This is a genomic window from Vibrio sp. 10N.286.49.B3 (genome assembly GCF_002873395.1).
GTDB lineage: Bacteria > Pseudomonadota > Gammaproteobacteria > Enterobacterales > Vibrionaceae > Vibrio.
In genome coordinates, this window is the sequence record NZ_MCUV01000034.1 from 39,945 (window position 1) to 66,232 (window position 26,288).

The following is a 26,288-nucleotide window of genomic DNA, read 5'->3' on the forward strand; positions in this document are numbered from 1 at the left end:
AGTGCTTTTTTATTTCTAAGCTAAATTCTAAGAAATCATCAGTAAAGTGGCTATACTTTATAGCATATTGTTGCATATCTGTTCACGGTCGAATAGGTATAATATGCGCTAAAGGATTGATATGCCAGATAGTACTCAGCAGTTTGAATTGATATTTTTTGAAGAGATGACAGAGCATCTTCAAGAAATGGAGTCACTGTTGCTCGATATTAATGAAAGTCAGGATAACTCAGAAGCTCTCGATGCCATTTTTAGAGCCGCACACTCTATCAAAGGTGGAGCAGGGATTTTCGACTTTGATGATATTTCTTCCGTTACTCATATTTTAGAAAACCTCCTCGATAAGCTTAGAAATAATGACATTGCATTAACCAAGCAGATGGTCAGTGTTTTCCTCCAAGCGAGAGATTTGCTTGAGTCACTTCAAAATGCACACCAGTTCGATGATCATGCCCCTGTCGATCCCGCTCGCGTTAAGGAGATTTGTCGTCAGTTAGATAGCCTATGTAAACAGCACCTCATTGATATTGAACCTTCGCCTTCAATGGTTAAGAGCGCTCCGCAGCAAGACGCAATGAGTGAACTATCCATCGATGAAAAATCGATAGTTAAAATCTTATTAGTCGAAGACAGTAAAGTTAACCAAAAAATGGCAGCCCATAATTTAAAAAAAATAGGCTTTACCTGGTTAGATATTGCCGAAGATGGACAGCAAGCGATTGATAAATTAAATAGTTCTATTGAAGAGCCATTTAATTTAGTGCTGTTAGATTGCCAAATGCCAGTGATGGATGGTTATCTCGCGACCCAAGCGATAAGAAATGGTGATGCTGGCAAGGTACATCAAGATATTATTATTATTGCGATGACCGCAATGACTGGAGATAAAGAAAAAGACAGATGCTTACAAGTCGGGATGGATGACTATTTAGTTAAGCCTATCAAAGCGGTGCTGGTGGATGAAAAAATTAAGCTGTGGTTTCGAAAAAAAATCGATCGCGCACAGAGCCAGGTTGAAGTCGTTGCCAATAAAGTTGTAGAAAGTAAGCCCTTAGTGAAGAAGGTTGCCAAGCTTGCGGTGACCAAGCCTAAAGAAGCCTCATCTATACGCGTCAGTACAGCCAAAGTTGATCAATTAATAAACCAAGTGGGCGAGTTAATTATTACTCAGTCGATGTTGCAAAAGTTGACCGCTGATCTAGGGCTAAGTAGCAACGAACTATTGGCGACACGGCTCAATCAACTTGAGAGTAATACACGTGACTTACAAGCATCTGCCATGTCGGTGAGAATGATGCCCATTGGCACAGTCTTTGGTCGATTTCCTCGTATCATTCGTGACTTATCGGCGGTATTAAATAAAAAAATAAAACTAGTGATAGAAGGAGAGCAAACAGAGCTCGATAAAGGTTTGCTTGAGATGTTAGTCGATCCCCTTACTCATTTGATCCGGAATAGCATGGATCATGGCATTGAATTGCCGGAAATTAGAAAAATAAACAATAAAAGTGAAGAAGGGACAATTAGATTATCAGCGGTGTATCGAGGAGGAGATGTCATTGTTCATGTTGATGATGATGGCGCGGGGATTGATCCTGAAAAAATACTGGCAAAGGCGCGAGCAAAAGGAATGAAACTGCCCGCAAAAATGGCAGAAAGCGAGATATTTCAATTACTCTTTTCGGCAGGGTTTTCTACAGCAGAAGTGGTTACCGATGTGTCAGGTCGTGGGGTTGGCTTAGATGTCGTGAAAAGAAATATTGCCAGTATGGGGGGCAAAGTTGCCATTAGTTCTCAGCTTGGCTTGGGCTCAAGAATGTCAATTCAATTACCTTTGACGTTAGCGATTGTAGAAGGTATGTCTATTTCTGTTGGCGAGCATGTTTATATTATTCCACTTACTTATATTGTTGAGTCACTACAGCCAAAACGAGAACACTTAAAAATTCTGAATAGTGGTGAAATGATGATTAAAGTTCATGGCGAATATATTACGGTTATTTGCTTGTATAAGTTTTTTAATATAGAAACCGAACTAAAACACCCAAGTGAAGGCATTGTGGTTATTTTAGAGCATGATAATAAAGTGATCGCTTTATTTGTGGATAGTCTTATTGGTCAGCAGCAAGTGGTATTGAAAAAAATAGAAAATAACTTTCGTAAAGTTCCCTGCATATCGGGTGCGACGATTATGGGTGATGGTCGAGTCTCTTTAATTCTTGATGTGGCTGATTTGGTTAGGCAGTGTTAAGTCAAATGGAAGGTGATGTTTTGGATAATGAAACAAAAAGCGCAACAAATGAATACTTAACATTTTGGCTAGGTAAGGAATATTATGGTATCGATATATTAACAGTTCAAGAGATTAGAACGTACGATCAAGTGACATCAATACCGAATATGCCAGCCTATATAAAAGGTGTGATGAATTTACGTGGAGTTGTGATCCCTATTGTTGATATGAGAGTGAAATTTAGCTTAACCGATATTACCTATCATGAAATGACAGTGGTTATTATCTTGAATATTGGGCATAGAATTGTTGGCATTGTTGTTGATAGCGTTGCTGATGTTGTTTTACTAGAGCAAACCGATGTTCAGCCACCGCCTAATTTTGCAAGTGCATTAGATACAAAATATATTAAGGGTTTAGCATCTCAGAATGAATTAATGCTGGTGTTGATGAATATTCAAAAACTGATGAATAGTGATGATATGGCATTGTTTGAACAGTTAAGCAGCAACTCAGAACAACGGATTGATGAATAAAAGGCATTTAAAATGAGCAATGAAAATAAAGAGTATTTTGTATCTGAAAATGAACTTCTTGTATCGACGACGGATTTAGTAGGAAATATTACCTTTGCTGATAAAAATTTCATTCGTGTCAGTGGCTTTTCAAATGAAGAACTGATGGGGCAACCGCACAGCATAATACGCCATCCGGATATGCCAAAAGAAGCATTCGAAGATTTTTGGAATGAAATATCAGCAGGGCATTGTTGGTCAGGAATTATCAAGAACAGACAAAAAGACGGTGGCTTTTATTGGGTTAAATCGGATGTCACACCACTTTATGAAGATGGCACTCAGATTGGCTTTATGTCAGTTCGCTCAATGCCCAATAAAACGGAATTAGAAAAAGCCAAGATCCTTTACGCTCAATTTAAAGAAGGCGAACAAGGTAATCGAATTTTTATGCGTGGCAAGATAGTAAAAAAACAGAAAAGAACGCGCTTCTCCCACCTATCGATAAAACAGCGCTTATTTGGTCAAGTACTCGTGGCTACTGTCTCATTGCTTATTGTATTGTGCTTAGGAATTTATAGTTCTTATCAAGAAAAAGAGTCGGTTTCTCATTTATATAATACCCATATAGAGTCTTATGGACGCCTATTAGAAATAGATAAAGCCTGGGGGGAGAATAAGCATCTATTAGAGTTGTTATTATTGACAGAACAATATGATAAACATCTGGAAATAGCAAGTAAGCTAAAGAAAAATTCATCTGATATAAAAGAGATAACAACTGATTTAGTTGAGGAGTTTGACTTAGAACTCAAGAGTAACGTTAATGTTGAGTATTATAGAGAGATAGCTAAACAAAGTGATCTCATGTCAGATACATTCTTGTCAGATACTTACAATACGATCTTATTGGGTAAGCAAGATGAGAGAAGTGATACTAAATTTGACTCTATGATCGTTATGATTATCTCTGAAATTAGTGACTATCAAGTGAAAATGGAAGAATTAGCCACAATAAATAGACAGCAATCGCTCGATATTTATAAAAATAGCCAAAGGGTTTTTTGGCTTGAGGCTACTTTCGCCACGGGCGTAACGGCTTTTTTTATAGCTGTATATTTAAGTTTTGCTTATTTCTTTAATCGCGATATAGCGTATAGATTAAAAAACATGCGACGTTGTTTCATGAGGTTAGTGAAACAAGATTACTTATTTGATATCGATATCGAGAATAATGATGAAATAGGTAAAGTATTTAATGCCCTTAAAGTCATGAAAGTACAATTAGCTTTTAACATGGAAAATATGAAGCAAAAAGCAATTGAAACGACGCGCATTAAAATCGCTTTAGACAGTGTCAGTACCAATGTGATGATTGAAGATAATACGAGAGAAATTATCTATGCAAACCCTGCGATCATGGCAATGTTTAAACATTCAGAGCAAGAGTTTCAGGTGCTTTCTGATACTTTTGATGCCGATAAACTTATAGGTCAGAATACCCAAGATTTGCAACTGAGTTCACTGAGTAATCTTGATTTAACGGCTGATAATGCAGGAAGAAACATTCAAGAAGTTGAAGTTAATGGGCGAATTTTTAATATTGTTGCTAACCCAGTTATTGATGAGAATCACCAACAGATAGGCTATGTAACGGAGTGGTCTGATCGTACATCAGAAATTGCGGTGGAGAAAGAGATTGAAAATGTCATTCATGCTGCAGTGAGTGGCGACTTTACTCAACGTATGGGCTTAGATGGTAAGAATGCGTTCTTCACTATGCTTTGTGAAAACATGAATCGTCTACTCGAAATCAATGAAGTGAGCTTAGCCGAAATTGTTAAAGTCCTCTCTTCTCTGGCTGAAGGCGATCTTACCTCGCAAATTACAGCCGATTACACAGGTGCGTTTGGTGAGTTAAAAGATAGCTCTAATATGACGGTGGAAAAACTCAAAGAGATGATTCTGCATATTAAAATTTCTGCCGACACGATAAATACCGCAGCGAAAGAGATTGCCATTGGGAATGTAGACTTAGCACAGCGAACGGAAAAGCAGGCACGGAGTTTAGAAGTCACATCTTCAAGTATGGAAGAGCTAACCATTACGGTTAAACAGAATTCCGAGCACTCTAAACAAGCCAACAGTTTAGCCAAAGATACGTCAAAAAATGCTCTTAAAGGTGGGGAGATAGTGAAGCAAGTTGTTGATAATATGAATGAGATCAATACCAGTTCGCAAGAAGTGATGAGTATTATTTCCGTTATTGATAGTATTGCATTCCAAACGAATATTCTTGCACTCAATGCGGCAGTAGAAGCGGCAAGAGCCGGGGAGCAAGGGCGTGGGTTTGCTGTCGTGGCTACGGAGGTGAGAAACTTAGCACAACGCTCTGCTGCTGCGGCAAAAGAAGTTAAAACGTTAATTAATTCCTCTGTACATAAAATTGAATTGGGATCTAAGCTTGCAGATCAAGCTGGCGAGTCCATTGATGGTGTGGTGGACTCCATCCAAGAGGTTGCGCAGTTAATTGAAGAGATAACATTAGCTTCAGTAGAACAAAGTGTTGGCCTTGATCAAGTCAGTCGTGCGGTTTTAGAGGTCGATGATGTCACTCAACAAAATTCAGCCTTAGTTGAAGAAAGCTCTGCTGCGGCAAGTTCTCTCGAAGAGCAAGTGGCGAATCTAGCCATTTATGTTGCAGCGTTTGATACTGGTGAAGAGGACTTTAATACTGCTGAGAAGCGTGTTAATGAGAGTAAAGTAACCACGACATCGACCAAGCCAGCGAGTCATTCTGCTGATGATCATGATTGGTCTGAGTTCTAATGGAGCTAAATACACCTTTTCTGTTTACAGAGCAAGACTTCAAAATGATTGCTAATTTAATCTATAGCGAAATAGGGGTGTCATTGCATGAGAATAAGAAAAATCTTGTTTATAATAGATTAATTGGTCGTTTGAGGGCAAAAAAACTCGATAGCTTTGAGGCGTATTTAGAGCAATTACAAGATCGAGATTCACCAGAGTGGGCTTGTTTTATTAATGCCTTAACGACTAATTTGACCTATTTTTTTCGTGAATCTTATCATTTTGATTTACTGGCTGATCACATGAAAACGAATTTTTTAACGCGCAGCCGATCAAAACCGTTAAAAATTTGGTGTTCAGCTTGCTCAACAGGAGAAGAAGCCTACAGTATAGCGATGACAATGATAGAGGCATTTGGCACGATGAGCCCCCCAGTTAAAATATTGGCGACCGATATCAATAGCGATGTGTTAAGGACTGCAAAAGAGGGCTGTTATAGCACTGGGCAATTAGGAAGTGTCAGTAATGAACAACTTCATAGGTTCTTCTTAAAAAAAACGAACAATGGTACTTTTGAAGTAAAACCAGAAGTTAAAGCGTTAATTAGTTTTAAACCATTGAACCTCATTGATCAAAAATGGCCAATGAAAAAGAAGTTTGATGTTATATTTTGCCGTAATGTTTTGATCTATTTTGATAAAATCACACAAGAAAAACTTCTTAGTAAATTTGCTAGGTATGAAGACAAAGGATCGCTACTCTTTCTTGGTCATTCAGAAACATTTTCTCATCAACAAACTGACTTCAAATTGCTCTGTAAAACTATGTATAAAAGGATTTAGTTATGCAGCTTAAAGTATTAGTCACTGATTCATCTCTAACTGTCTGTGAATCGATAGAAAAGGTGATTAGTAGCCAAAGTAATATGTCTGTTGTCGGTATTGCGCATAGTCCTTTTCAAGCAAGGCAAATGATTAAAGATTTAAATCCGGATGTATTAACTCTATCTATTGAGTTTTCACACATGAACGGTTTAGATTTCTTAGATAAAATCATGAGTTTACGTCCTATGCCTGTGGTCATTATCTCTAAATTAGCGCAAAGGGGTTCGTTAATTTCCCAGCAGGCACTAAAAATAGGTGCAACGGCTTGTGTGACTAAACCTAAAAATATGAATATTGAGTTGATCGCGCGCGATATAATTAAGTCTATTCGGGATGCAAGTTATGTATTTGAGCGAAATATCACCGTTGCTAAACAATTATCACAAGTCAAAAAGGTAGATCTTTCTCATTACCTTATAGCCATCGGTGCATCAACCGGTGGAACTGAAGCCATTACCCACTTATTAACGCAGATGCCAGTAAATTGCCCAGGAATTGTTATTGCTCAGCATATGCCTAAAGGTTTTACCGCTTCTTTTGCAGAACGTCTACAAAGTTTATGTGCAATCAATGTGAGTGAAGCAAAACATGATACTCCTATCCAATCTGGACATGCTTATATCGCACCTGGAGGACTGCATCTTCAAGTCCAAAAACGTTCGGGGGCTTATTACACCATGTTGAGTGATAGTGATCCTGTGAACTTACATAAACCTTCTATTGATATTTTGTTTGAATCTGTCGCCGATAATATTAAAAAACTCAGTATTGGTATTATTTTAACTGGTATGGGTAAAGATGGAGCGCTTGGTTTACTGAAAATGAAACAAGCCGGTGCTAAAACGTTGTCACAAAATGAAGCAACTAGCCTAGTTTATGGTATGCCAAGAGAGGCAGTAAAAGTAGGAGCCGTTACTCATGAGTTGGCTCTGGATGATATTGTTGCTTCTGCACTTAGTGGTATAAAAACCAAATAGAAAGATAATGTCTAGTGGTAAGCTCAAAAAACAGACAAAATAAAAAACCAAATATTTGTTACTTTGTAGTTATAAGTAATGTTAACAGTTTTGTTTTTAGTTTATTTTTAGTGATCTGTGTCACATTTATTCACCAATAATATTTATGCGATGAAATTGTATGTTTTATTCATGTCCAAGCGTAAACGATAACGTTTGCGCTAATAAAATAAGTAGAGGCGCTCTGCCTATGAGTATCTTAGTTGAGATGGACAATCTTTGACGCTAAGGGAAAGGAGTTAGGGCCGAAGTAGTAATAGTTGTCCGCTTTACTACTGGGGTTGTTCTTAATAGGAGCAGCACTGTCATTCTGATCTTGTCGGAATGGGGAGCTACAACAATTTTGCTATGAACAGGTAAGTTCGCATTTCCCTTTTTATACTTCTTTTTGTCTGCTTTCTTTACAGAATACCTCCCTCTAAATTGATTTCGTATTATTTTACAGGAGATGTAGATTGATGGCTGATTATGGACTGTTATCCATTATTCCCGCAGTATTAGCCCTAATACTCGCTTTTACCACCCGACACGTTGTTTTAGCATTAGGCGTTGCTGTTTTAAGTGGCATGTTGATATTAACGCAGGGAAACCCAGTCGATACTGCTTTGATGTTTTTAACGGATGGTCCGTTTGCTCAATTAGCACAAACGAGTAATGCACAAATTATTATTGTTATTACGATAATATCGGGCTTTATTTATCTTGTTGAGCAAAGTGGTGGTATGGCTGCTTTCTCATCAATGGCGACTCGTTATGTCTCATCACCACTTAAAGCGCAACTAGCAACATGGGCGACAGGTGTTGGTATCTTCTTTACTGATTCTGGTAACTCATTAATCTTAGGACCAATGTTTGCTCCAATTTACCGTAAGCTTAAATTGAGTAAAGAGAAACTTGCTTTTATCATCGACTCTACATCATCACCAATTTGTGTATTAATCCCAATTATTAGCTGGGGAGTCTATTCACAAGGTCTTATTGAAAATGCATTCGCTAATATGGGGCAACCTGTAGATGGCTTTACCACCTTTTTACAAGTCATTCCTTATCAGTTATATGCGCTACTTGCTTTATTTAGTGTGCCAGTATACGCCGCATTGAATAAAGATTGGGGACCGATGGCTCAAGCCGAAGCAAAAGCTCGTCAACAGGTTGATCTAACCACTGAAATTAATGATGGTACTGAAAGTAAATCATCGGCATCGATCTCACTTATCTTACTTCCTCTCGGTGTCCTTTTTGCTTCATTGATCGTTTTATTTACTTATAACTACCAACTGCATGGGCAAATTAATGGACCTGTGATCCGTGCGACGTTAGGAACGAGTTACTTAATTGCTTCGATTACAGCCATTTTATATTATACCTACACAAAAACGATGACCGCTTCGGCAGGCTTCAATACGTTTGTCGCAGGTATGCAGCGTATCATGTTAATTTTAGTTATTTTATTACTGGCATGGACCTTAGGTGATATTTGTAAATCGTTAGGAACTGGCACCTATATTAGTCAGGTAATGAATGATCGTTTGCCAATCTTTTTACTACCAGCATTAATTTTTATCATTGGTAGCTTTATCTCAGTGGCAACAGGTTCATCTTGGGGAACATTCGCTATTCTTATCCCTATTGCTGTCCCAGTAGCCAGTGCACTAGGCGCCGATCCTTTAATTTGTATTGGTGCGGCATTAAGTGGTGGCATGCTAGGAGATCACACTTCTCCTATCTCTGATACAACAATTTTAAGTTCAATGTCGACAGGCTGTGATCATGTATCACATGTTCGAACGCAATTTCCTTATGCCATCTTGACAGGTATAACGGCAAGTGTTGGTTTCATGGTTGCGGAGATCACTCGCAGTCCATACACGATTTTATTTGCAGGCTTATTACAAGTTGCTCTTATTGTATTCATGGTACGTCGTCAGGCTGCAATTCGTTCAGCAGTAACGGCTTAATAGATAAAAGGATGAAATGATGAAAACATTATTTTGGCTGCGTGATGAAGTAAAAGTAGGTGAGCACCGTACAGCACTAACACCTGCTGGCGCGAAAGCATTAATTGATGCAGGGGCAAGCTTGGTTGTTGAACGCAGTACGACGCGTATATTCGCTGATAGTGCTTATCAAGACGTTGGTTGTAAACTGGTTGATGCTCATAGTTGGGTTGAAGCTCCAGCGCATGCCTATGTTCTTGGGCTAAAAGAGCTAGCTGAAGAGAGTTTTGCCTTAAAACATCAACATATTTATTTTGCTCATGCCTTTAAAGGACAAGACGAAGCACCGCAAATTCTCTCTCGCTTTCAGCAAGGTGGCGGTAATGTACTTGATCTTGAGTTCTTGCGAGACGAGCAAGGTAAACGAGTTTGTGCATTTGGTTACTGGGCGGGTTATGTTGGCGCTGCCATTGGTTTTTCCGGGTTTGTTCACCATAGTCGCAGCAACGAAACTTACCCAGCAGTAAGTAGTTATCCAGATCGCTCTGAATATTTGCAGGTTTTACGCGCTGAAATGGCAGGCTTATCTGAATTACCTCGTGTGTTAGTGATTGGTCAATATGGACGTTGTGGTCAAGGTGCAATGGATCTATTTACTGAACTTGGTATTCAGGCTGACGGTTGGGATATCGCTGAAACGAAAGGTGGTGGACCATTCAAAGCCATCAATGATTACGATATTGTGGTAAATTGCGCTTACCTTGCAGAAGGCACCCCACCATTTATCACCAAAGAGAGCTTAGGTACGTCACCTCGATTGAGTATTGTGAGTGATGTAAGCTGTGATCCAAATAATCCTGATAATCCAATCCGAATTTATAATCAATCGACAAAGCTTGTGAAGCCGATTATTGAATCTGATGTTAAAGGGTTATATGTTCAAGCTGTTGATCATCTGCCAACGGTTCTACCGAAAGAGAGTAGTGAAGATTTTGCAGGGCAACTGTTGCCACACTTATTAACGCTGTGCCAAGAGATCGATCCTCAAGGTGTTTGGTCACGAGCGGAAGATTACTATCGTGAAGCAGAAGGTATGCTTTAGTTGATAGGAAGTATTAGAATGCAAAAAAGCCCCGAAAGGGGCTTTTTTATTAAAGAGAGTGACCTATTGGTCTTACTTCTTACGGCAGAACTCAGCAATCACGTACATAGATTGACCGCCGTTTGTTTTACCAGAGACAAGTTTAGGGTCATCACCTAGGCTAATACCACGGATCACAGTACCTTGCTTGATTACTTGGTTTGTACCTTTCACTGGCAAATCTTTAATGACAGTTACGTCGTCACCTTTTTTCAGTTCAACGCCGTTCACATCGAAAGGTTTGTCATCTGCAGACATCCCGATTTGTGCCCAAACTGATGTTTCTTCTTCAAGGTACATCATGTCTAGTAAATCTTGAGCCCAGCTTTCAGCAGATAGGCGAGTCAGTTGACGCCAAGCCATGACTTGTACTGGTGCTTCTTGGCTCCACATGCTGTCGTTTAGGCAACGCCAGTGGTTGATATCTTGTGGATCGTCAATTTCGCTTAGACATTTTTCACAAACCATAATGCCGTGATCAACCGTAACATGGCTATGAGGCGGTACAGCAAAAGCAGTAAGAGGAGTATCAGCAGAACATAATTCACATTTTGAACCGCAGCGTGCAAGCATAGTAGCTTCAATAGACATAGTTGATCTCACATATATTATAAATAGTTATTACCGGGCTATTATCCACTTTATCCCTAAGAAGGAAAGCTAATCAGGAAATTATAGACCGAAAAATGCCAGCACAAGGCTGGCATCGTTAATATATCGAGCAGTTAACGTATATATTGAGCTAAGGTGTTGTCGTTGGAGCAATAAATTGAGTTTGTTGACTTTGCATTGTTGCGTGAGTCACGATATCACTCAAATCTGATTTTGGTGCAACAAAAGTACTGTGCCCTGCAGCACTATCGGTAAACTTAACAAAGCCCCCCGTTGTTCCTGGTGTAGAAGTCTCATCTAAAGAGAGTTGAGCTGCAAGTGGTTCTGTACCAGCAAAGGGTGCAAAATCGACACTATTTGGAACCGTATCGTCATCGGCAACTTGCGACATTAACACTGGTATTAAAGTTGCGTTATCGACTAGATGGCTTGCATTAGTGAAAGGGTCAATCGTATCTAGCACTGTTTGTGCAGCGTAAGAGAACTGTTGAAAGCCAGCGCTCATCACAGCTTGCTGCTCTTCTGTTGCTTGTGCTGAGAACTGAGCAAAACAGATTTGTTCAATGACATCAGTACAATTTTCTGCAACGTAACTATCGTAGCCAATAGATAAGCTTAACGCGATGTTATGCATGATAAGCGGTCCAAAGTTGGTTGAACCTAATAGTAGGTTCGCTATTTGTCCGCCAGAGTTTTGGATTGACATCGATGAGAAGTTATACAACGCATCGGCTGTGTCAGAGCCCAAACTTTCATTGGCTGCAGCAACAGCACTAACACCAACAATTCCCCCTAATGAGTGACCGATGAAGTGGCTACTGGTGACAGGGTTAATTGCTGATAAAGGTGTCGTTGTTAGCAATCCAGCTTGAGATGAAACTGCCAGTGCTGCTCTTAACCCCATGACATCTAAGGCACTTTGACGCAAGTTATCACGTGCAACCGGCAAATAGGTCAGATTTAAGTAGGCTAGGGTATCAACATTGGCAGAGCGATCTTCATCTAAGCTACGTGTACCGTGGAGAGGTAAATCAATCGCTAATACTGCAATACCTTGTTGCGCTTGATTAAAAGCAAAGGCATAAGCATTTTCTTTAGCAGAGGTGATACCGTGCTGATAGATAGCGATTTCTGTTGCCGTCGAGTTGGTTGGGGTAAAGAGAATAAATTCTACCGCTTCTAGAGATTTTACTTGAGGCACAGGTGAGTATTGTGTGATGACTCGTTCGCTATCAAGTGCTGAACCATCACTGAGTGTTAACGACTGCCCAACGAGCTTTAGTTGCTCTTCTGGTGACGTGGCAAGTAAACTCGGGGTGATACCTGCCGCCATAAGTTGACCTGCCACATGCGCTTGCTCGTTTTCATCAGATAACGCTGCGGATATTTTAGCAAGACTTGGCATTGCTGATTGGAAAGGTTGCGAGTTCCAGGTCGCAAGATCTTGTTCTAAGTAGTGTGGTAGGTTTACTGTGCCTTGTGTGACATTAACTTCAGCGTCTGAAGCTTCATACAGTGCCTTTATCCCTGCTTTAGCATCGCTACCAATATAGTCGTCAAAATCACTATCATTATCTAAGGCATCGTTAAAGGTCGCAGTTTCCTCAAACGACATTATATATGCATAAGTTAAATCGACATTATTTGGGTTAGCTTGGCTATCAAGTGCCCATACGTTATTTAAGCCACCAGAAGCTAATCCTGTTGCCGTTGCCCCTTTAGTCGCATACAAGCTATCACCTACGGACTGAGTGATAAACCAACTTGAATAAATAATCGTTTCTTTATCAACGCCAGTTGCGGCAAAAAGAGCTTCAACGCCTTGTGTGACCTGCTGAACTTGCGCTAACGACCCTTCAGTGTAGATCTTTTCTTCTGATTTCGCAGCAGCGTAGCTCGATGACATACCAACAGCTTCACCATCACTGTCGAGTACTTCATTGGTGACAGCAAAAATATAATTACTTTTCGGGTTTAAAGGTTCATTAAAGATAATGGTCAGGTTACTACCTTGAGCAAGAGTCACAAAATCGGTGGGAGCGCTCAGTATAGCTTGTGGCGTTGGCGATCCAGTTAGTCCATCACTAAGCTCAACCACGTAGATGCCACTGGTGAGGATATTTTGTGTTTCACCAAAATCACCACCTTCAAAAGTGAGAGAAATAGGCATTGTGGTAGAAAACCCATCAGCAGTATTCATCGCAGCGATTGGGTTACTTAGCGCATCATCACCACCCGTTGGAAGTCCTAATGTGCCATCTGAGGTATCAAGCAAGGCAAAACTTGGTAATGGTACCGCAGCATTTTGACCACTTAAAGTAAATTGGATCGTTGTCGGTTGCTCTAAAGACTCCTGAATAAAATCTTCATAAACAGGCGTGGTTGGTGCCCCTGAACTTTCAGTATCATCGCCACAACCTGCTAGTAGAATAGCGCTAAAAACTAACGACAGTTTAAATGTTTTTTCCATGGTAAATCGCTCCTATTATTTAAAGCTGTAGTTAATTTGAATAGCAGAAAGGTAGGCAACGGCTTCAGATTTAAACTCTAAAGTTTCATCAAGGGCATTCCCTTCGGTAAATGAACCATCTTTACTTTGCACAAGTGAGAAACCTGCGTCTAAGGAGAGTTGCGGGTTAATTAGGTAAGTAAAGCCAGCGCTGTACCAGTAACGGTCACTGTCAGGAATACTTAATGTCGCTTCACCGGCTTGTTCATCGTAAGCAATACCGGCTCGAATAATCCATGAACTGTTGATTTGATAGGTTGCCCCAAATGAGTAACGATTATTATCTTCATAGTGCTCAGGCTTGTATAAACATTGACCCGCGACACCATTATCATTACATTGATCGCTGGTGGATTTTAGTTCAGTAAAGGTACTCCAATCAGTACGTTGCCAGCCGTAGTGAATCGCCCATTTGTCCGTTAGTTGATGAAAAGCGGAGAGCTCAAGAATAGAAGGTAGGGTGACTTTCAAGCGACCATCTACGGTAGGTTCACTGGCTTTACCTGAGTTATAGCTCGTAAATTCACCCTCATCAAAATCTAAATCGATCGCAGAGCGGTAGCCGATGGAAAAGCGATTATTTTGGTTATATTCATATAAGGCGCCGACATTCCAACCAAATGCAAAAGTATCACCGGTTAATTTGATTAAGTCATCAGAAGGCGATCCCCCTAATACAACAGCTAACCCCCCTTGATGGCGAGTTAATTCAGCTTTTGCATAAACAAGGTTCAGCCCTGCACCCACACTCCATTGGTTATTGATTTTATAGGCGATATTTGGGTTTAGATTGACAGAGACAAGGGCAGTATCACCAGCAAGATCACCAGCGTAGATATCATCAGGGTAATCCGTTGCAACTCCGTAGTTGGTAAACATTCCTATCCCCCACGACCACTGGTCATTAATAGGGCTGATGTAATAGGCAGCAGGGACAAACTGCATAGGGGCAACGTCACTAGAGTGCTGGTCATTGCTAACATCATAAATATCGACTTCGGGATCAACAATAGAAAGTGCACCTGAAAACTCTGCCTGTTTAAATCGTGTCATGGCTGCAGGGTTACGAGAAAGCACGCTAGCATTATCAGCAACAGCACCTTCACCAGAAAAAGCGCGACCTAATCCAGATGCAGAGTGTTCAGCAACCTGAAAGCCAGCAGCATTAACATTACACGCAAACAATATAGACATTGTAAGCAGAGAGCGGTGTTTAACATTCATCCTTGACCCTCCTAGGGCATGATTTTAATTATTCTAGTATCACGGAGTAGTGACCTTATTATGTGTAAATAGAATGTTAATAGTCTGTGTGTGGTTTTGTCAAAGTTTGACATTAAAATAATCTAACTATTTTTTCTGCCATTTATTATTAATGACAGCAAATATCAAAATATCAATGTCTTATGATTTTATTGAGGTTAGACCAGACTTGTAGTGATAACTTGAGTTTGATATCAAAGTGAAAGTGTTATTTTTTTTAACAAATACAGCTATTCTTTACCTTATAAAGAGGAGTGGGCATAATTAAGCTACTTTTTAGGATAAAAAATAATTTGGAACGATCTTGGAACTACTTTTAATCGACTTTCTGGGTAAACCACTACGCTTAGAAGGCTCTATGGCAGGTTGGCAGCAACTTTTTTGGAATAATACGTTAGTTTCACAACTGAATGCTGAAGTGGAAAGCGATGGTACTAGAGTGCATCATTTTTCACTGTCTCGCGGAGAAGAAACGTTACACTGTAAGATAGAGGTGAACCTAGTATGGCAACCTTTTTCTATTGAATATCAAACCACTGTCAATGACGAGGTCATATCAAAGGGACAGCGTAACGCGAAGGATATAGAACAACAAACGCCTCAGGTTGCCCCTAAAGTAGAGCGTCGTTTTAGCTTGATAGGTTTACTGTCTTTAGCAATGAAAGGGCTAAAAAGTGCCAAGTTGATTAAAGTGGTATTAGCGTCGGCAAGTCTTGCTGCTTATTCTTGGCTTTTTTCGATTGAGTTCGCGCTTGCCTTAATTGCTTGCTTAGTTTTTCATGAGTATGGTCATATTCGTGCGATGAAGTACTTTAATATGCAAACGAAAGGTATCTATTTAATTCCCTTTTTAGGAGGGTTAGCACTCAGCGATGAAAAAATAAATACTCGCTGGCAAGATGTGGTGATTTCGATAATGGGACCTTTTTTTGGTTTGATCCTATCGCTAATTTTTACCCTTGCTTATTGGGTCACTGGGGAAATGTTCTTCGCTGGGCTCGCGGTATTTAATGCATTACTCAACTTATTTAACTTATTACCCATTTTACCACTTGATGGTGGTCACGTTCTAAAAAGCATTAGTTTTTCAATGAATAGTAAGTTGGGAATCGCCTTATGTGCGGCAGCGGCAATCGGTGGTGTCGTGCTAAGTTATCAATTAAACCTTACTCTGTTTGGTTTTTTATTGATTATGGGAAGCGTTGAGATATTTTTTGAATGGAAGCAGCGTCACCATAGCCACTTGTTACCGCTTGACCGATATGGACAAATTTTTTCTTTTGCTTGGTATATCGGTCTTGTAAGCAGCTTAATTGGAATCATTTGGTATTTTGCATCGACAGGTGATGAGTTACTGAGTCTGCCGCTGTTGATTTTGGGTACATAAACGGTTACCAGGTCAATTTATCCACGCTATGCGATGAGCGACCAGAAAAGCAGCTAGCCACAGTTTGGACGTTTAACATTGTAGCTTGGTAGTGCCTTGATCGCGTCAGTTAAGTCACCAATTCTAGTATCGTGTGATGGGTGGGTTGATAATAGTTCAGGTGGTTGGCTTCCACCTGATGCCTTCGCCATATTTTTCCATAATTCAACCGATTGATAGGGGTCAAAACCTGCTTGTGCCATATAAGCAAGCCCAACGATATCAGCTTCAGATTCTTGAGTGCGTCCATAGGGTAAAATGAGACCATATTGAACGCCAACCCCTAATGCTGCCATGGTCATTTGCTGATAGTCACTTCCTCCAAGGGCAATACTGGTGATTTGTAAGCCGGTATTTGCCAATTGGGACTGAGATAAGCGTTCATTACTGTGTTCTGCAAGTACGTGTGCAATTTCATGACCAATAACACTGGCGAGTTGGTCTTGATTGACGGCAACATCTAACAGCCCCGTATACACGCCAATTTTCCCGCCTGGCAGAGCAAAAGCATTCACTTGTTCACTATCAAAAACCACCACTTCCCATTGTGAAAAGTCATCTTGCTTAGGAATGGTATTTGTTATAGCAGTCGAGACGCACTGTACGTAGGCATTGATTTTAGTATTTTTACTGATCGGTATCTCTTGCTTCATTTGATCAAAAGAATTAGCACCAAGTTGAGACATATCTTGATCGGAAAAAAGTAAAAGTTGGCTACGTCCTGTTGGCGATGAACTGCAACTAGCAATACCAATAGTCATAAGTAGTAAGGTTATTTGATTCCAACTCATGCAACATATCCTCATTTGAACCGTGTTGTGGATTTATAATGAAAGCCTATTAATTGACATAGGGAAAGAGTATTTGCTAAACCCAACATCTCAATACATTATAGTAAGTGATTTACGACTTAGGACTTTTCAATGAGTATTTGGAAAAAAAACATAGAGTTAAGTATTTTAAATGCCACATCTAAAAATACATTGATTGAACACCTTGGTATTGTTTATAGCGAGGTAACAGAGAACAGTTTAAGTGGCACGATGCCCGTGTGTTCTTTTACTCACCAGCCATTAGGTATGCTGCATGGCGGGGCTTCAGTTGTACTGGCTGAAACACTCGGTTCACTCGCCGCTAACTTTTGTGTCGATGATGATTATTACTGTGTAGGGTTAGATATCAATGCCAATCATATTCGTGCCATGCGTGAAGGAACGGTGACCGGTACTGCGACTGCTCTTCATTTAGGGGCGACAACGCAGGTGTGGCAGATTACTATTAGCGATGAGCGCCAACGCTTAGTATGTATGAGCCGTTTAACCATGGCAGTCAAAAGAAAAAAATCATAGGGTCTTCATGGTCATTAATTTTACAAGTGGAAAAATCATTCTCACCATGCACGAAATTGTGGTGCGATTAAATGGTGATCAGCGTATCACTATGCAAGCTCAGGTTGATGCTGTTCAACTGATAGGCAAAGGGGCTAATGTCATTTCTGTGAACGGTGCCGAGTGTAAGTGGTCTTTTAAGCTTGATTCAGAACAGCAATTACGTGAGATAGCCCAAGAATTGAGTATTGCAATAATAGAGTAGAAAGAAGGGGCTTGCTAACCTGAATAAAATGAGGAAAATCAAGATAACGATATATGATTGAGATTTCCTCTTTATGAGCAGCCCGAGACTTAGAGTACAATTTGAGACGCTTTTTGAGCACTTCAATGGTCAAGATGCCGGTATACAACTCGATGATGTAACCGAAGTGCTATTTTGTACTCGTCGAAATGCGCGTATTGTCCTCAATAAGTTAGCAGAAGAAGGTTGGATAGAGTGGCACCCTGCAGCGGGTCGTGGCAAATTATCTCAGCTGATTTTTAAGCGTAACCGCAATGATGTGAGTGAGAATCTTGCCAAGCGGTATCTTGATGATGGGAAAATTGGTCAAGCTTTAGATGTTTTAGGCAATGATACCGCTAAATTGGGTCAGGTGATTCAAAATTATCTAGGCATTCAACATCAAGCGGGTGAGCAGGTTATTCGCTTGCCCTATTATCGTCCGTTATCGATATTAAACCCATTAAAATCAATGCGCCGTTCTGAGCAGCATATAACAAGGCAAATCTTTAGTGGTCTAACTCGTTTGGATGAACACGAACAGATTCAAGCCGACTTAGCTCACTCTTGGCAAGCCTTAAGTGATACGCATTGGCGTTTTTACCTTCGTCCAGGCGTGCGCTTTCATAATGGTCAGCCTTTATTAACCCGTCATGTTGTACAAAGCCTTCTCTCCATTCGTAGCTTTAATCTGTTTTCTCATATTAACAAGGTAACCTCGCCGAGTGAGTGGGTGATTGATATAGATTTAGCTAAACCTGATCGTTATTTACCGCTCGCTTTGACAGAGTCGAGAGCGAAAATATTACTACCACGATCGAGACGTAATGATGATTATGATTTATTGCCCGTGGGAACAGGACCTTATCGAGTTGAGCGTAATGATGATAAGAAGTTAGTGCTACGTGCTTATGATGGCTACTTTGGCTTTAGACCTTTGATCGATACCGTTGAGGTTTGGGTAATTGATAAGGCTTATTCTTCCATGGTATTTCCAAGTATCTCCAATCCAATCACTTCCGAAAGAAGCAGTAGTGATGAAGTAAAACTCGATCCTGGCTGCATGTATTTGTTACTTAACCGTCGTAACGGAATTGCAAAAAATCCTCACTGGGCAAGCTACCTTAGCCAACGTTTAAGTGGCTTTGAGCTATTTAAGCATTTACCTGAAGACAAGATCGTTGAACTTGGTTTACTGCAAGCCTATGGAATCAAGCCAGGTTGGTATGATAAACCACCAGCATTATTACCGATGCAACCTCCAGAACCAGGTGTCACACTCGCAATAGCCTACCAAACATTACATCCGATGTTTCCCGTTATTACTGATGTGATCAGCAATATTTTAAGTGAGCAAGGTATTAGTACTCGTCTGGTTGGCTATGATTTAACACCGCCAAGTAGTGAAGAGATCGATATTTGGATCAAACCCATGGGGATTGCCAATTATCGTGATGATGCATTAGCAGGTTGGTTACTCGATTATAGTGATATAGAGTCGTGCAGCAGTAGCGATGATTTTTCAAAGTGGATGTTGCTGGTGGATCAATGGCGAAGTGGAAACGATCAATCCTTTCCCGCGCGTGAGTTAGGGAAACAGCTAGTCGTTAACTATCAGATTATACCCATGTTCCACTGTTGGTTAGGTGTCAATAAAGATCATTGTGGATCGTTGCAGAATGCCAAATGTAATGCACTTGGCTGGTTTGATTTCAGCCAAGTTTGGGTTAAGCCTGAATTCAATGATTCGGTTCGTTAAGATCATTGTCTATTTTGAAGCGTAATGGATTTCTCGCTAACTGTAGTGTAAGTAATAGCAGCACAGTGATGGCTCCTAATGTATCGCAGAGCATGTCTTTCTGTGCATCCCACATATCACCTTGAGAGCCTAGAAACGCAATACCCGCTTCACCACCAGCGATATCGGCATACCACCATTCTATGATTTCGTAACCAGAGGCAACACTCATAATGGTAAAAAGCGCAAAACATTGAGCGAATTTGATAGGGTACTTCGATTTTGCAATGAGGTACTCGGCAATTGGGTAGGCATAGAAACCAATTGAAAAGTGAGCAACCCGGTCATAATTGTTACGTGGGGATTGAATAAGCGTATTGAACCAATCAAATGGAACCTCAGCAAAGGTATATTTTGCCCCAATACTATGCATTATTATCCAAATGAACATTAAAAAATAGGCGGTTTTAGAAAAGGTATAGTGACTCGATGCGAACCATATACCTATGAGTATGAACAAGACGGGCAGTATTTCTGCAATCCAAATATCCCAAGAGTGTGGATCGATAGCGCTAAAGATAAGAACAAAAAGATAAACGGTAGTAAGAGAGATTAAAATTAGGTTATCCGTTAATCTAATAATAGACATCATGATTCCTTCCAAAACAATTAAACCAGTTGCATATCCTTTGCAACATTTTTATTAGTATAGATCGAAATTTGACAGCGGTATAAATAACAACCAACAAAATTTCAGACGTCTCGAGTTATAAGCCATTCTTCATGGGTTTGACAAATAGCAGGTTATCACTTTGAATGAAGAGAGCATTTTGAAAAGAGTCGCCAATGTTAGAATCCCAGCCTTTGCATTTTTGCCAGTATAATGAGATAGAGAATCCCTTGTTATGGCCAGTACTTCAAGTACTCACTCACCAACCGTCCAATTGGAAAGTACACACACTAATTGGCCAACTAACCCATTTAGGTTTTGTTCCAACATTAGATGAAACTCCAGAAAAGGATGTGTTTAAACGCAACTTCTTATTAATGAATGCGCTTTATCAGCTACAAGATATGCTGTATCCCGATCAGTGGTTGCAAGTTGAGGCTATGGATATTGTCCTTTTTACAGGCTCAACAGGAGCTCATGCGATAGACCCACAAGATCCGTTGCGGACCTACTATACGGATTGGCAGCATTATGAAGCCAGTGTTGGTGAGGTTAAGCGTCTATTGGATGAGTTTTGGAGCCGTTACCGCCGTCATGTTGGACAGGACTCGAATGAACATCGCTTAGAGCGCAGTTGTGCATTGCGTTTGTTTGAGTTAGATAAGGACGCAAGTGAAGTGGAAATACGTAAACAGTGGCGACGTCTGGCTCTACAGTGGCATCCAGACCGTTCAAATGGGGATAGTGAACGTTTTCAGCAGTTATGTGCAGCGTGGCATGTATTGCGTTAGAAGTGATACTCAGCGTTTTAAATACGCTCTCTACTCATATCGGCTTATAGAGTAGAGAGCGTAAAAATTGACGACGCTTATAGAGAAGGTTTAAATTGAACTTTTCTCATACGGTTTAAAGCGGCCATAACATCTAATGTACGTGGCTTAGCAAGGTCGCCTTGATTTGGCATTGCATCATGCCAATTGTCATTAAGAATTTCGATGATCGATTGTGTTGGGTTCTCAGCCCAACCAGGGAGCTGTGCTAATTGGAACCAAGTCCAACCTATCGCATTGATCTCTGAGCTTGATTCAAGTTGTTCTAAGGCACTTAAATCAGCAAACTCTTTACCAAAACGTAAGGCATCTTTCCCTTTTGCTGATACTCGGAATTTACCATCAGTTAGTAAGGTCATTAGCGCGGCGCGATTTAACGCACGTGGAGCAAATGCGGCCAGTTCAGTTTCACATTCATTGTGGCGCTGTGTTGGATGTTGCTCAATAACTTGCTTAGCTTTAGCGGTCACATCGATAGCTTGGTAATCATGCATCTGAATCACGGTATCAGCAACATCGAGGTAGTCACCCGAGCCACCCATAACAATCAGTGAAGATATATCCATTTCATCTCGTAACTGACCAATACGGTCAACGAGCGGCGTGATAGGCTCAGCACCTTTACTCACTAAAGCCTGCATACGTTCATCACGGATCATGAAGTTAGTCGCTGAGGTATCTTCATCAATCAATAAAGATTTCGCACCTGCTTCAATAGACTCTTGTAACCATGCGGCTTGAGAGGTTGAACCAGAAGCATCTTGAGTCGTGAAATCTTTCGTATCACGTCCCATCGGTAAATGGTTAATATAGTTAGATAGATCAAGGTGATGAACACAGCGACCGTCTTCTGCTCGGATCTTCATTGCTTGTGTATCTGTCACAATGTACTCACGACCATCGCCAGGAATATGGTTGTAGATAGAGCGTTCAACAGCCGTTAATAGTGTTGATTTACCATGGAAGCCACCACCGACAATCAATGTAACACCTTTAGGTATCCCTAAGCCTGTGATCTCACCGCGATTCGGTGTAGATAGCGTGACTGATAATGACTCAGGTGCTGAGAATGGTACTGCGCCTTTCATTGGTAAATCACAGTTACCCGCTATACGAGGTAAAATACTGCCATTGGCAACGAATGCGGTTAAGTTTTTCTCAGCCAGTTGCTCACGAAGGGCGTGTTGATCTTCAATCGTTTGGCAATGCTCTGTTAACGCATCAAGGTTCAACTCTCTTTCTAAGGTGGTTTTACGGATAAACTTAGGTAAGTAGAAGGTAATGATGTTGAGTGCTTTTTTCGCTAGGATATTACGACCATCAGCAGGAAGATTAATGCGAAAACGTAATTCAATGCCTTCTTGTGTGAAGACCACTGCGGTATTATCAAGAACGGTTTGTCCTGTTAATGCAATAGAAACACTGGCTTCTTGTTTTGCAAATTCAGCAAAGCTACGCGCTAGGAAGTCACGCGCAGCAACTTGATAAGCTGGAGACTTTTCTTGTAGCCAAGCCAGTCCTGTTAATGACCAAGGGCGCAAAGCGCGAAAACGCGAAGCAGAAGCGTATGGATCACCTTGAACATAATCGATGTGTAAATCGAAATCGGTAAAGTCATATTGACCTTTAATTTGTTGATAAGCACGGTAGTTTTGTTTTTCTAGCTTTTTAAGCTTTGCTGTCAACTGATCCATAACGTAATTTGCCTGATAATATGTAGAAAGGCGGCGATTATAGGAATCACCACCGGTAGAGTAAAGCGAAACTCTATTGATTTTAACATTGATAAGTATATGAAACGTTACTTTGCGGTTTTTGTTGAATAAGAAACAGCTCAAACTGATAGCATGGCATTGGTTTTCCGTAGAAATATCCTTGGCTTACATCACAATTCTCTTCTAATATAAAATCAGCATGTTTTTTATTCTCAACACCTTCTGCGATGATCTTTATATTCAGTTTTTTCGCCATTTGCACAATTGAGTGGATAATTTCGCGGTCTTTAGGGTTTATGTGCATGTGCTGAATAAAGCTTTTATCAATCTTAATATAATCAAAAGGGTATTTTTTTAAATAACTAAAAGAGGCATACCCAGTCCCGAAGTCATCCAGTGACAGGGTGACGCCAAGATCATGCAAAGCGGTTAAGGTTTTTTCTGCTAATGTTTCATCCACGATAATACTGCTTTCAGTGACTTCGATTTCGAGTAGATAAGCAGGTAAATGGTAGGTCTCTAGTAGGTGCTGGATCTGTTCTACTAAATATGGATTTTGTAACTGTACCCCGGAAATATTAATCGCCATCCTAAAATCTTCATTAATATCAGCCCATTCACGTGCTTTTTCAATCGCAGTGCGTAAAACGAAGTTTCCTACTTCAAAAATTAACCCATTTTGTTCCGCGAGGTGGATTAAGGTTTCATCGGAAATATGACCTAAAATAGGATGCTTCCAGCGTAACAGCGCTTCAGCACCGATCCAACGCTGAGTGATTGGGCAGACTTTCGGCTGATAGTAAAGCATCAGTTCATCATTACGTACGGCTTGTAATAAATAACTTTCCATTTGGTTTAACTGCGTTTGATTATCAGCAAGAGATTGAGAAAAAAGGCTGTACTCTTGACCAGAATCTTTGCAGGCCATCATCGCTTCTCGTGCATACTGCAACAGTGTGGTGGGTGATTGGTGATCTTTACTCGTCGCAATGCCAATAAACGTGTGCAGATGCGCTTTATGCTCCTCAATATCAAACTCTAAATGACCCGCTTCAATAAATTGATGGCACAGTTCATCGATAGTAGCGTTAATGTTGGTTGTGCTAAGCGCAATAATGAGATCAATCGAGGTCGGTCTTGCTGTAATGGTGTTTAATACCTTGAGTCCTTTAATTGAGTCGTGGTAGCGAAGTAACAACTCATCAAATGCGCTATAGCCATATTTAGTCTGAACTTGCCTGCCGTTGGTAAAACCGATATGGAAAACAACCACATCCTTCGCTTTTTCAGAGAGTAGATTTTGTAGCTCGCTCTCTAAAGCTTTACGATTAAGAAACCCAGTGTCGATATCGTGGGTAACTTGATAGTAAACTTGCTCCTCAGCGGCCTTTCTCTTATTGATCTCTTGATTGAGGGAAAAATTAAGATTAGCTAAATCCTTAGCGCGATTATCAACACGGCATTTTAATTCTCTGTTCACAGCTGCTAGGTGTGCAGATTGATAGAGTGTCGTTAACTGGGATTGTACTGAAAGGCGGAAACTATCTAAAAGTTGACGATAGAGTAGTGTGTAGTGGTTTTCTTTAAAATCGAGAATACAGATAGTGCCAAATACCTCTCCATTTGGCCACGTTATTGGCAGACCACAATAGGAAATCATCCCTCGCTCTATAGCAATAGTATCTAGCCATTTCGAGTCTTTGAGGGCGTTGGGGATTAAAATCGGAGCTTGTGCCTTAATGACTTCTTCACAATAGAGCCCTTTGCCTAACTGCGCTTGATCACCCACCTGATAGGGATTGTCTTCAGATTGACTACTTGTAAAAACTTCGAGGTGCTGTGGATGGATACGCATAATCATGGCACTTGGAACCATGACGATTTCAGCGAGTAAATTAACAACCGTTTGCCACCCAGTTTGCATATCTTCGGGGATTTTTAATTGCTGGGTATTTACTCTCGTCATAATGAATCCCCCTCTTCCTTTACAGAATAGTCCAACCAATCCTTGGTTTACCACGTTTCATATTAATAAAATGATGGCAGAGTGGTTTTTATAGATAAAGTATAGAAGCTATTAGAGAGGTAACAAAAAGTCCCGTATTAAAAACGAGACTTTTTGATTTTGAAATATTTAACTAGTTGTAAGTAATCAATTTAAGGGGTGAGTTTTTTTAGCTCATCTAAGGTTATCTCTTGCGAGTAGTCGACATCATCAAAATCAAAACCATTTAATTGCATAAAGGCTTGCTTGAAACCGGCATAATCACCCAGTTGCTTGAAGTTATCTTTATTCATCACAAGCAGTAATTCATTGACCTCTTTTTGTACCTGAGGATCAAGTTCCCAATCGTCCATACGAACTAATCGCTCACCATCGACATGGATTTGGTCTTGGTTATAAAGCTTGTCAGAAAACAGGCGTTGCATTTGTTCAATACAACCTTCATGGCTACCACGCTTTTTCATCACTTTGAATAAAGCGAGTAGGTAAGGGCTCATCGCTGGAATAAACACACTCGCTTTAGTGACAAGCGCTTTACAGACAGACGCATAAGCCGCTCCATCATAATTAGCGAGTTTAAGGTTTAATGCATGACTGGTTTGGTGTAAATCAATTTTTGCGCGACCTAATGTGCCATCGAGGTAAATAGAGTGAGTGCATTCTGGTCCAAGATAAGAAAAGGCAATGGTTTTACAGCCAGGAGCTATAGACTCAGCGTTAATCAGGTCATCAACCCAATGCTCCCAATCTTCTCCGCCCATCACTTTGAGGGTTGCCATCGCTTCTTCTTCTGTTGCAGCCTCAATGGTGGTATCGAGCCATTCATCGTTTTCCAGTAAAATGGTTGCACCAGTGACGCTGTCACCAATTGGCTTGATGGCTGAGCGCCAAAACTCATCGCCTTCCTTTTGGATGTTTTCAGGATTTTTAGGGCGAAAACCAGCGGCAAGACTATAAATGATGAGATCAACTTCACCTTCAAAATAGGTTTCTATTGCTTCAATAACCTTGGCACGTGTCTCTTTAGCAAAGGCATCACCCAAGATGTTGATCGCAATCGAGCCATTTTCTTCAGCACGCTGCTTAAAAAAGACATTGTTATACCAACCTGCAGTACCAACATTTTTTTCAGAAGGAGCACGCTCAAAAGAAACCCCGATAGTATCGGCTTGTGCGCCACCAAAGGTTAATGCGATGCGCGATGCTAAACCAAACCCAGATGATGCACCAATGACAAGTACTCTTTTCGGGCCATCTTTGATCGGTTTCGCTGATTGTACGTACTGTATTTGTTGGTCAACAGCCGCTTGACAACCAAATGGGTGAGCTGAGCGGGCAACCACGCCCTTAATCATGGGTTCGATTCGCATAA

At 40.5% G+C, this 26,288-nt stretch carries 20 protein-coding genes and 1 riboswitch; of the genes, 12 read left to right on the forward strand and 8 right to left on the reverse strand.

The annotated features are described in order from the left end of the window. Nucleotides 1-121 precede the first annotated feature (121 nt). The 7 genes from BCU68_RS11960 (at nt 122) to BCU68_RS11990 (ending at nt 10,498) form a co-directional block, all read left to right on the forward strand. Nucleotides 122-2,251 carry a chemotaxis protein CheA gene (locus BCU68_RS11960; protein WP_102564970.1) on the forward strand — a complete coding sequence of 710 codons (2,130 nt, stop codon included), beginning with the start codon at nt 122-124 and terminating at the stop codon, nt 2,249-2,251. Nucleotides 2,252-2,271: 20 nt separating this feature from the next. Further along, nucleotides 2,272-2,769, forward strand: coding sequence for a chemotaxis protein CheW (locus BCU68_RS11965; protein ID WP_241901370.1), 498 nt, complete (start codon nt 2,272-2,274; stop codon nt 2,767-2,769). Nucleotides 2,770-2,781: 12 nt separating this feature from the next. Continuing rightward, nucleotides 2,782-5,577 carry a methyl-accepting chemotaxis protein gene (locus BCU68_RS11970; protein WP_102564971.1) on the forward strand — a complete coding sequence of 932 codons (2,796 nt, stop codon included), beginning with the start codon at nt 2,782-2,784 and terminating at the stop codon, nt 5,575-5,577. Beyond that, nucleotides 5,577-6,401 (forward strand): CheR family methyltransferase, encoded by an 825-nt coding sequence (locus BCU68_RS11975; protein WP_102564972.1) that lies wholly within the window; start codon nt 5,577-5,579, stop codon nt 6,399-6,401. The genes BCU68_RS11970 and BCU68_RS11975 overlap by 1 nt, the downstream gene beginning before the upstream one ends. A 2-nt stretch (nt 6,402-6,403) precedes the next feature. Beyond that, a complete protein-coding gene (locus BCU68_RS11980; protein ID WP_102564973.1) occupies nt 6,404-7,420 on the forward strand; it encodes a chemotaxis response regulator protein-glutamate methylesterase in 1,017 nt (338 codons plus the stop codon). Nucleotides 7,421-7,625: 205 nt separating this feature from the next. Beyond that, nucleotides 7,626-7,802: riboswitch (Lysine riboswitch) on the forward strand. Nucleotides 7,803-7,917: 115 nt separating this feature from the next. Beyond that, the gene (locus BCU68_RS11985; protein WP_102564974.1) at nt 7,918-9,417 is read left to right on the forward strand and encodes a Na+/H+ antiporter NhaC family protein; all 1,500 of its coding nucleotides are present in this window, start codon (nt 7,918-7,920) and stop codon (nt 9,415-9,417) included. A 16-nt stretch (nt 9,418-9,433) separates the two neighbouring features. Beyond that, nucleotides 9,434-10,498: a saccharopine dehydrogenase gene (locus BCU68_RS11990; RefSeq protein WP_241901371.1), complete on the forward strand. Its 1,065-nt coding sequence runs from the start codon at nt 9,434-9,436 to the stop codon at nt 10,496-10,498. A 72-nt stretch (nt 10,499-10,570) separates the two neighbouring features. Here BCU68_RS11990 and BCU68_RS11995 read toward each other — a convergent pair whose 3' ends face one another. From BCU68_RS11995 to BCU68_RS12005, 3 genes are all read right to left on the reverse strand, one after another. After that, nucleotides 10,571-11,128, reverse strand: coding sequence for a PhnA domain-containing protein (locus tag BCU68_RS11995; RefSeq protein WP_102564976.1), 558 nt, complete (start codon nt 11,126-11,128; stop codon nt 10,571-10,573). Between the two features lie 151 nt (nt 11,129-11,279). Continuing rightward, nucleotides 11,280-13,619, reverse strand: a complete 2,340-nt coding sequence (locus BCU68_RS12000) for a VolA/Pla-1 family phospholipase (protein ID WP_102564977.1) — start codon at nt 13,617-13,619, stop codon at nt 11,280-11,282. 15 nt (nt 13,620-13,634) lie between these two features. Beyond that, on the reverse strand, nt 13,635-14,882 hold the full coding sequence (locus tag BCU68_RS12005) for an outer membrane protein transport protein (protein WP_102564978.1): 1,248 nt from the start codon (nt 14,880-14,882) through the stop codon (nt 13,635-13,637). A 343-nt stretch (nt 14,883-15,225) separates the two neighbouring features. Between BCU68_RS12005 and BCU68_RS12010 the strand changes: the two genes are divergently transcribed. Further along, nucleotides 15,226-16,308: a site-2 protease family protein gene (locus BCU68_RS12010; protein WP_102564979.1), complete on the forward strand. Its 1,083-nt coding sequence runs from the start codon at nt 15,226-15,228 to the stop codon at nt 16,306-16,308. A gap of 53 nt (nt 16,309-16,361) precedes the next feature. Here BCU68_RS12010 and BCU68_RS12015 read toward each other — a convergent pair whose 3' ends face one another. Further along, nucleotides 16,362-17,138, reverse strand: coding sequence for a M48 family metallopeptidase (locus BCU68_RS12015; protein WP_102564980.1), 777 nt, complete (start codon nt 17,136-17,138; stop codon nt 16,362-16,364). 132 nt (nt 17,139-17,270) lie between these two features. Here BCU68_RS12015 and BCU68_RS12020 point away from each other — a divergent pair, with 132 nt between their 5' ends. The 3 genes from BCU68_RS12020 to BCU68_RS12030 all read left to right on the forward strand — a co-directional run bounded on the left by BCU68_RS12020 (nt 17,271) and on the right by BCU68_RS12030 (nt 19,717). Then, nucleotides 17,271-17,696, forward strand: a complete 426-nt coding sequence (locus BCU68_RS12020) for a hotdog fold thioesterase (RefSeq protein WP_102564981.1) — start codon at nt 17,271-17,273, stop codon at nt 17,694-17,696. A gap of 7 nt (nt 17,697-17,703) precedes the next feature. After that, the gene (locus BCU68_RS12025) at nt 17,704-17,940 is read left to right on the forward strand and encodes a DUF3389 domain-containing protein (protein WP_102564982.1); all 237 of its coding nucleotides are present in this window, start codon (nt 17,704-17,706) and stop codon (nt 17,938-17,940) included. 73 nt (nt 17,941-18,013) lie between these two features. Beyond that, on the forward strand, nt 18,014-19,717 hold the full coding sequence (locus BCU68_RS12030) for an SgrR family transcriptional regulator (RefSeq protein WP_102564983.1): 1,704 nt from the start codon (nt 18,014-18,016) through the stop codon (nt 19,715-19,717). Here the strand turns inward: BCU68_RS12030 and BCU68_RS12035 are convergent. Further along, on the reverse strand, nt 19,698-20,345 hold the full coding sequence (locus BCU68_RS12035) for a DUF2238 domain-containing protein (protein ID WP_102564984.1): 648 nt from the start codon (nt 20,343-20,345) through the stop codon (nt 19,698-19,700). The two genes, BCU68_RS12030 and BCU68_RS12035, sit on opposite strands and share 20 nt — an antisense overlap. A gap of 197 nt (nt 20,346-20,542) precedes the next feature. Between BCU68_RS12035 and BCU68_RS12040 the strand changes: the two genes are divergently transcribed. Next, on the forward strand, nt 20,543-21,157 hold the full coding sequence (locus BCU68_RS12040) for a DNA-J related domain-containing protein (RefSeq protein ID WP_102564985.1): 615 nt from the start codon (nt 20,543-20,545) through the stop codon (nt 21,155-21,157). Nucleotides 21,158-21,234: 77 nt separating this feature from the next. On the opposite strand, the gene BCU68_RS12045 is transcribed toward BCU68_RS12040, so the two are convergent. The 3 genes from BCU68_RS12045 to fabV form a co-directional block, all read right to left on the reverse strand. Next, nucleotides 21,235-22,890, reverse strand: a complete 1,656-nt coding sequence (locus BCU68_RS12045) for an ABC-ATPase domain-containing protein (protein ID WP_102564986.1) — start codon at nt 22,888-22,890, stop codon at nt 21,235-21,237. An 82-nt stretch (nt 22,891-22,972) separates the two neighbouring features. Then, on the reverse strand, nt 22,973-24,877 hold the full coding sequence (locus BCU68_RS12050) for a GGDEF and EAL domain-containing protein (protein WP_102564987.1): 1,905 nt from the start codon (nt 24,875-24,877) through the stop codon (nt 22,973-22,975). A 191-nt stretch (nt 24,878-25,068) separates the two neighbouring features. Next, nucleotides 25,069-26,286 (reverse strand): enoyl-ACP reductase FabV, encoded by a 1,218-nt coding sequence (fabV, locus tag BCU68_RS12055; protein ID WP_102564988.1) that lies wholly within the window; start codon nt 26,284-26,286, stop codon nt 25,069-25,071. Between the last annotated feature and the right edge of the window lie 2 nt (nt 26,287-26,288).

Excerpts from the sequence above, each read along its gene's own strand:
- BCU68_RS12005 (WP_102564978.1), bottom strand. The coding sequence starts at position 14,882 with ATGAATGTTAAACACCGCTCTCTGCTTACAATGTCTATATTGTTTGCG.
- fabV (WP_102564988.1), bottom strand. The coding sequence starts at position 26,286 with ATGCGAATCGAACCCATGATTAAGGGCGTGGTTGCCCGCTCAGCTCAC.
- BCU68_RS12000 (WP_102564977.1), bottom strand. The coding sequence starts at position 13,619 with ATGGAAAAAACATTTAAACTGTCGTTAGTTTTTAGCGCTATTCTACTA.
- BCU68_RS12025 (WP_102564982.1), top strand. The coding sequence starts at position 17,704 with ATGGTCATTAATTTTACAAGTGGAAAAATCATTCTCACCATGCACGAA.
- BCU68_RS11985 (WP_102564974.1), top strand. The coding sequence starts at position 7,918 with ATGGCTGATTATGGACTGTTATCCATTATTCCCGCAGTATTAGCCCTA.
- BCU68_RS11960 (WP_102564970.1), top strand. The coding sequence starts at position 122 with ATGCCAGATAGTACTCAGCAGTTTGAATTGATATTTTTTGAAGAGATG.
- BCU68_RS12045 (WP_102564986.1), bottom strand. The coding sequence starts at position 22,890 with ATGGATCAGTTGACAGCAAAGCTTAAAAAGCTAGAAAAACAAAACTAC.
- BCU68_RS12040 (WP_102564985.1), top strand. The coding sequence starts at position 20,543 with ATGTTAGAATCCCAGCCTTTGCATTTTTGCCAGTATAATGAGATAGAG.
- BCU68_RS12020 (WP_102564981.1), top strand. The coding sequence starts at position 17,271 with ATGAGTATTTGGAAAAAAAACATAGAGTTAAGTATTTTAAATGCCACA.
- BCU68_RS11980 (WP_102564973.1), top strand. The coding sequence starts at position 6,404 with ATGCAGCTTAAAGTATTAGTCACTGATTCATCTCTAACTGTCTGTGAA.
- BCU68_RS12035 (WP_102564984.1), bottom strand. The coding sequence starts at position 20,345 with ATGTCTATTATTAGATTAACGGATAACCTAATTTTAATCTCTCTTACT.
- BCU68_RS11970 (WP_102564971.1), top strand. The coding sequence starts at position 2,782 with ATGAGCAATGAAAATAAAGAGTATTTTGTATCTGAAAATGAACTTCTT.
- BCU68_RS11975 (WP_102564972.1), top strand. The coding sequence starts at position 5,577 with ATGGAGCTAAATACACCTTTTCTGTTTACAGAGCAAGACTTCAAAATG.
- BCU68_RS12050 (WP_102564987.1), bottom strand. The coding sequence starts at position 24,877 with ATGACGAGAGTAAATACCCAGCAATTAAAAATCCCCGAAGATATGCAA.
- BCU68_RS11995 (WP_102564976.1), bottom strand. The coding sequence starts at position 11,128 with ATGTCTATTGAAGCTACTATGCTTGCACGCTGCGGTTCAAAATGTGAA.
- BCU68_RS11990 (WP_241901371.1), top strand. The coding sequence starts at position 9,434 with ATGATGAAAACATTATTTTGGCTGCGTGATGAAGTAAAAGTAGGTGAG.
- BCU68_RS12015 (WP_102564980.1), bottom strand. The coding sequence starts at position 17,138 with ATGAGTTGGAATCAAATAACCTTACTACTTATGACTATTGGTATTGCT.
- BCU68_RS12030 (WP_102564983.1), top strand. The coding sequence starts at position 18,014 with ATGAGCAGCCCGAGACTTAGAGTACAATTTGAGACGCTTTTTGAGCAC.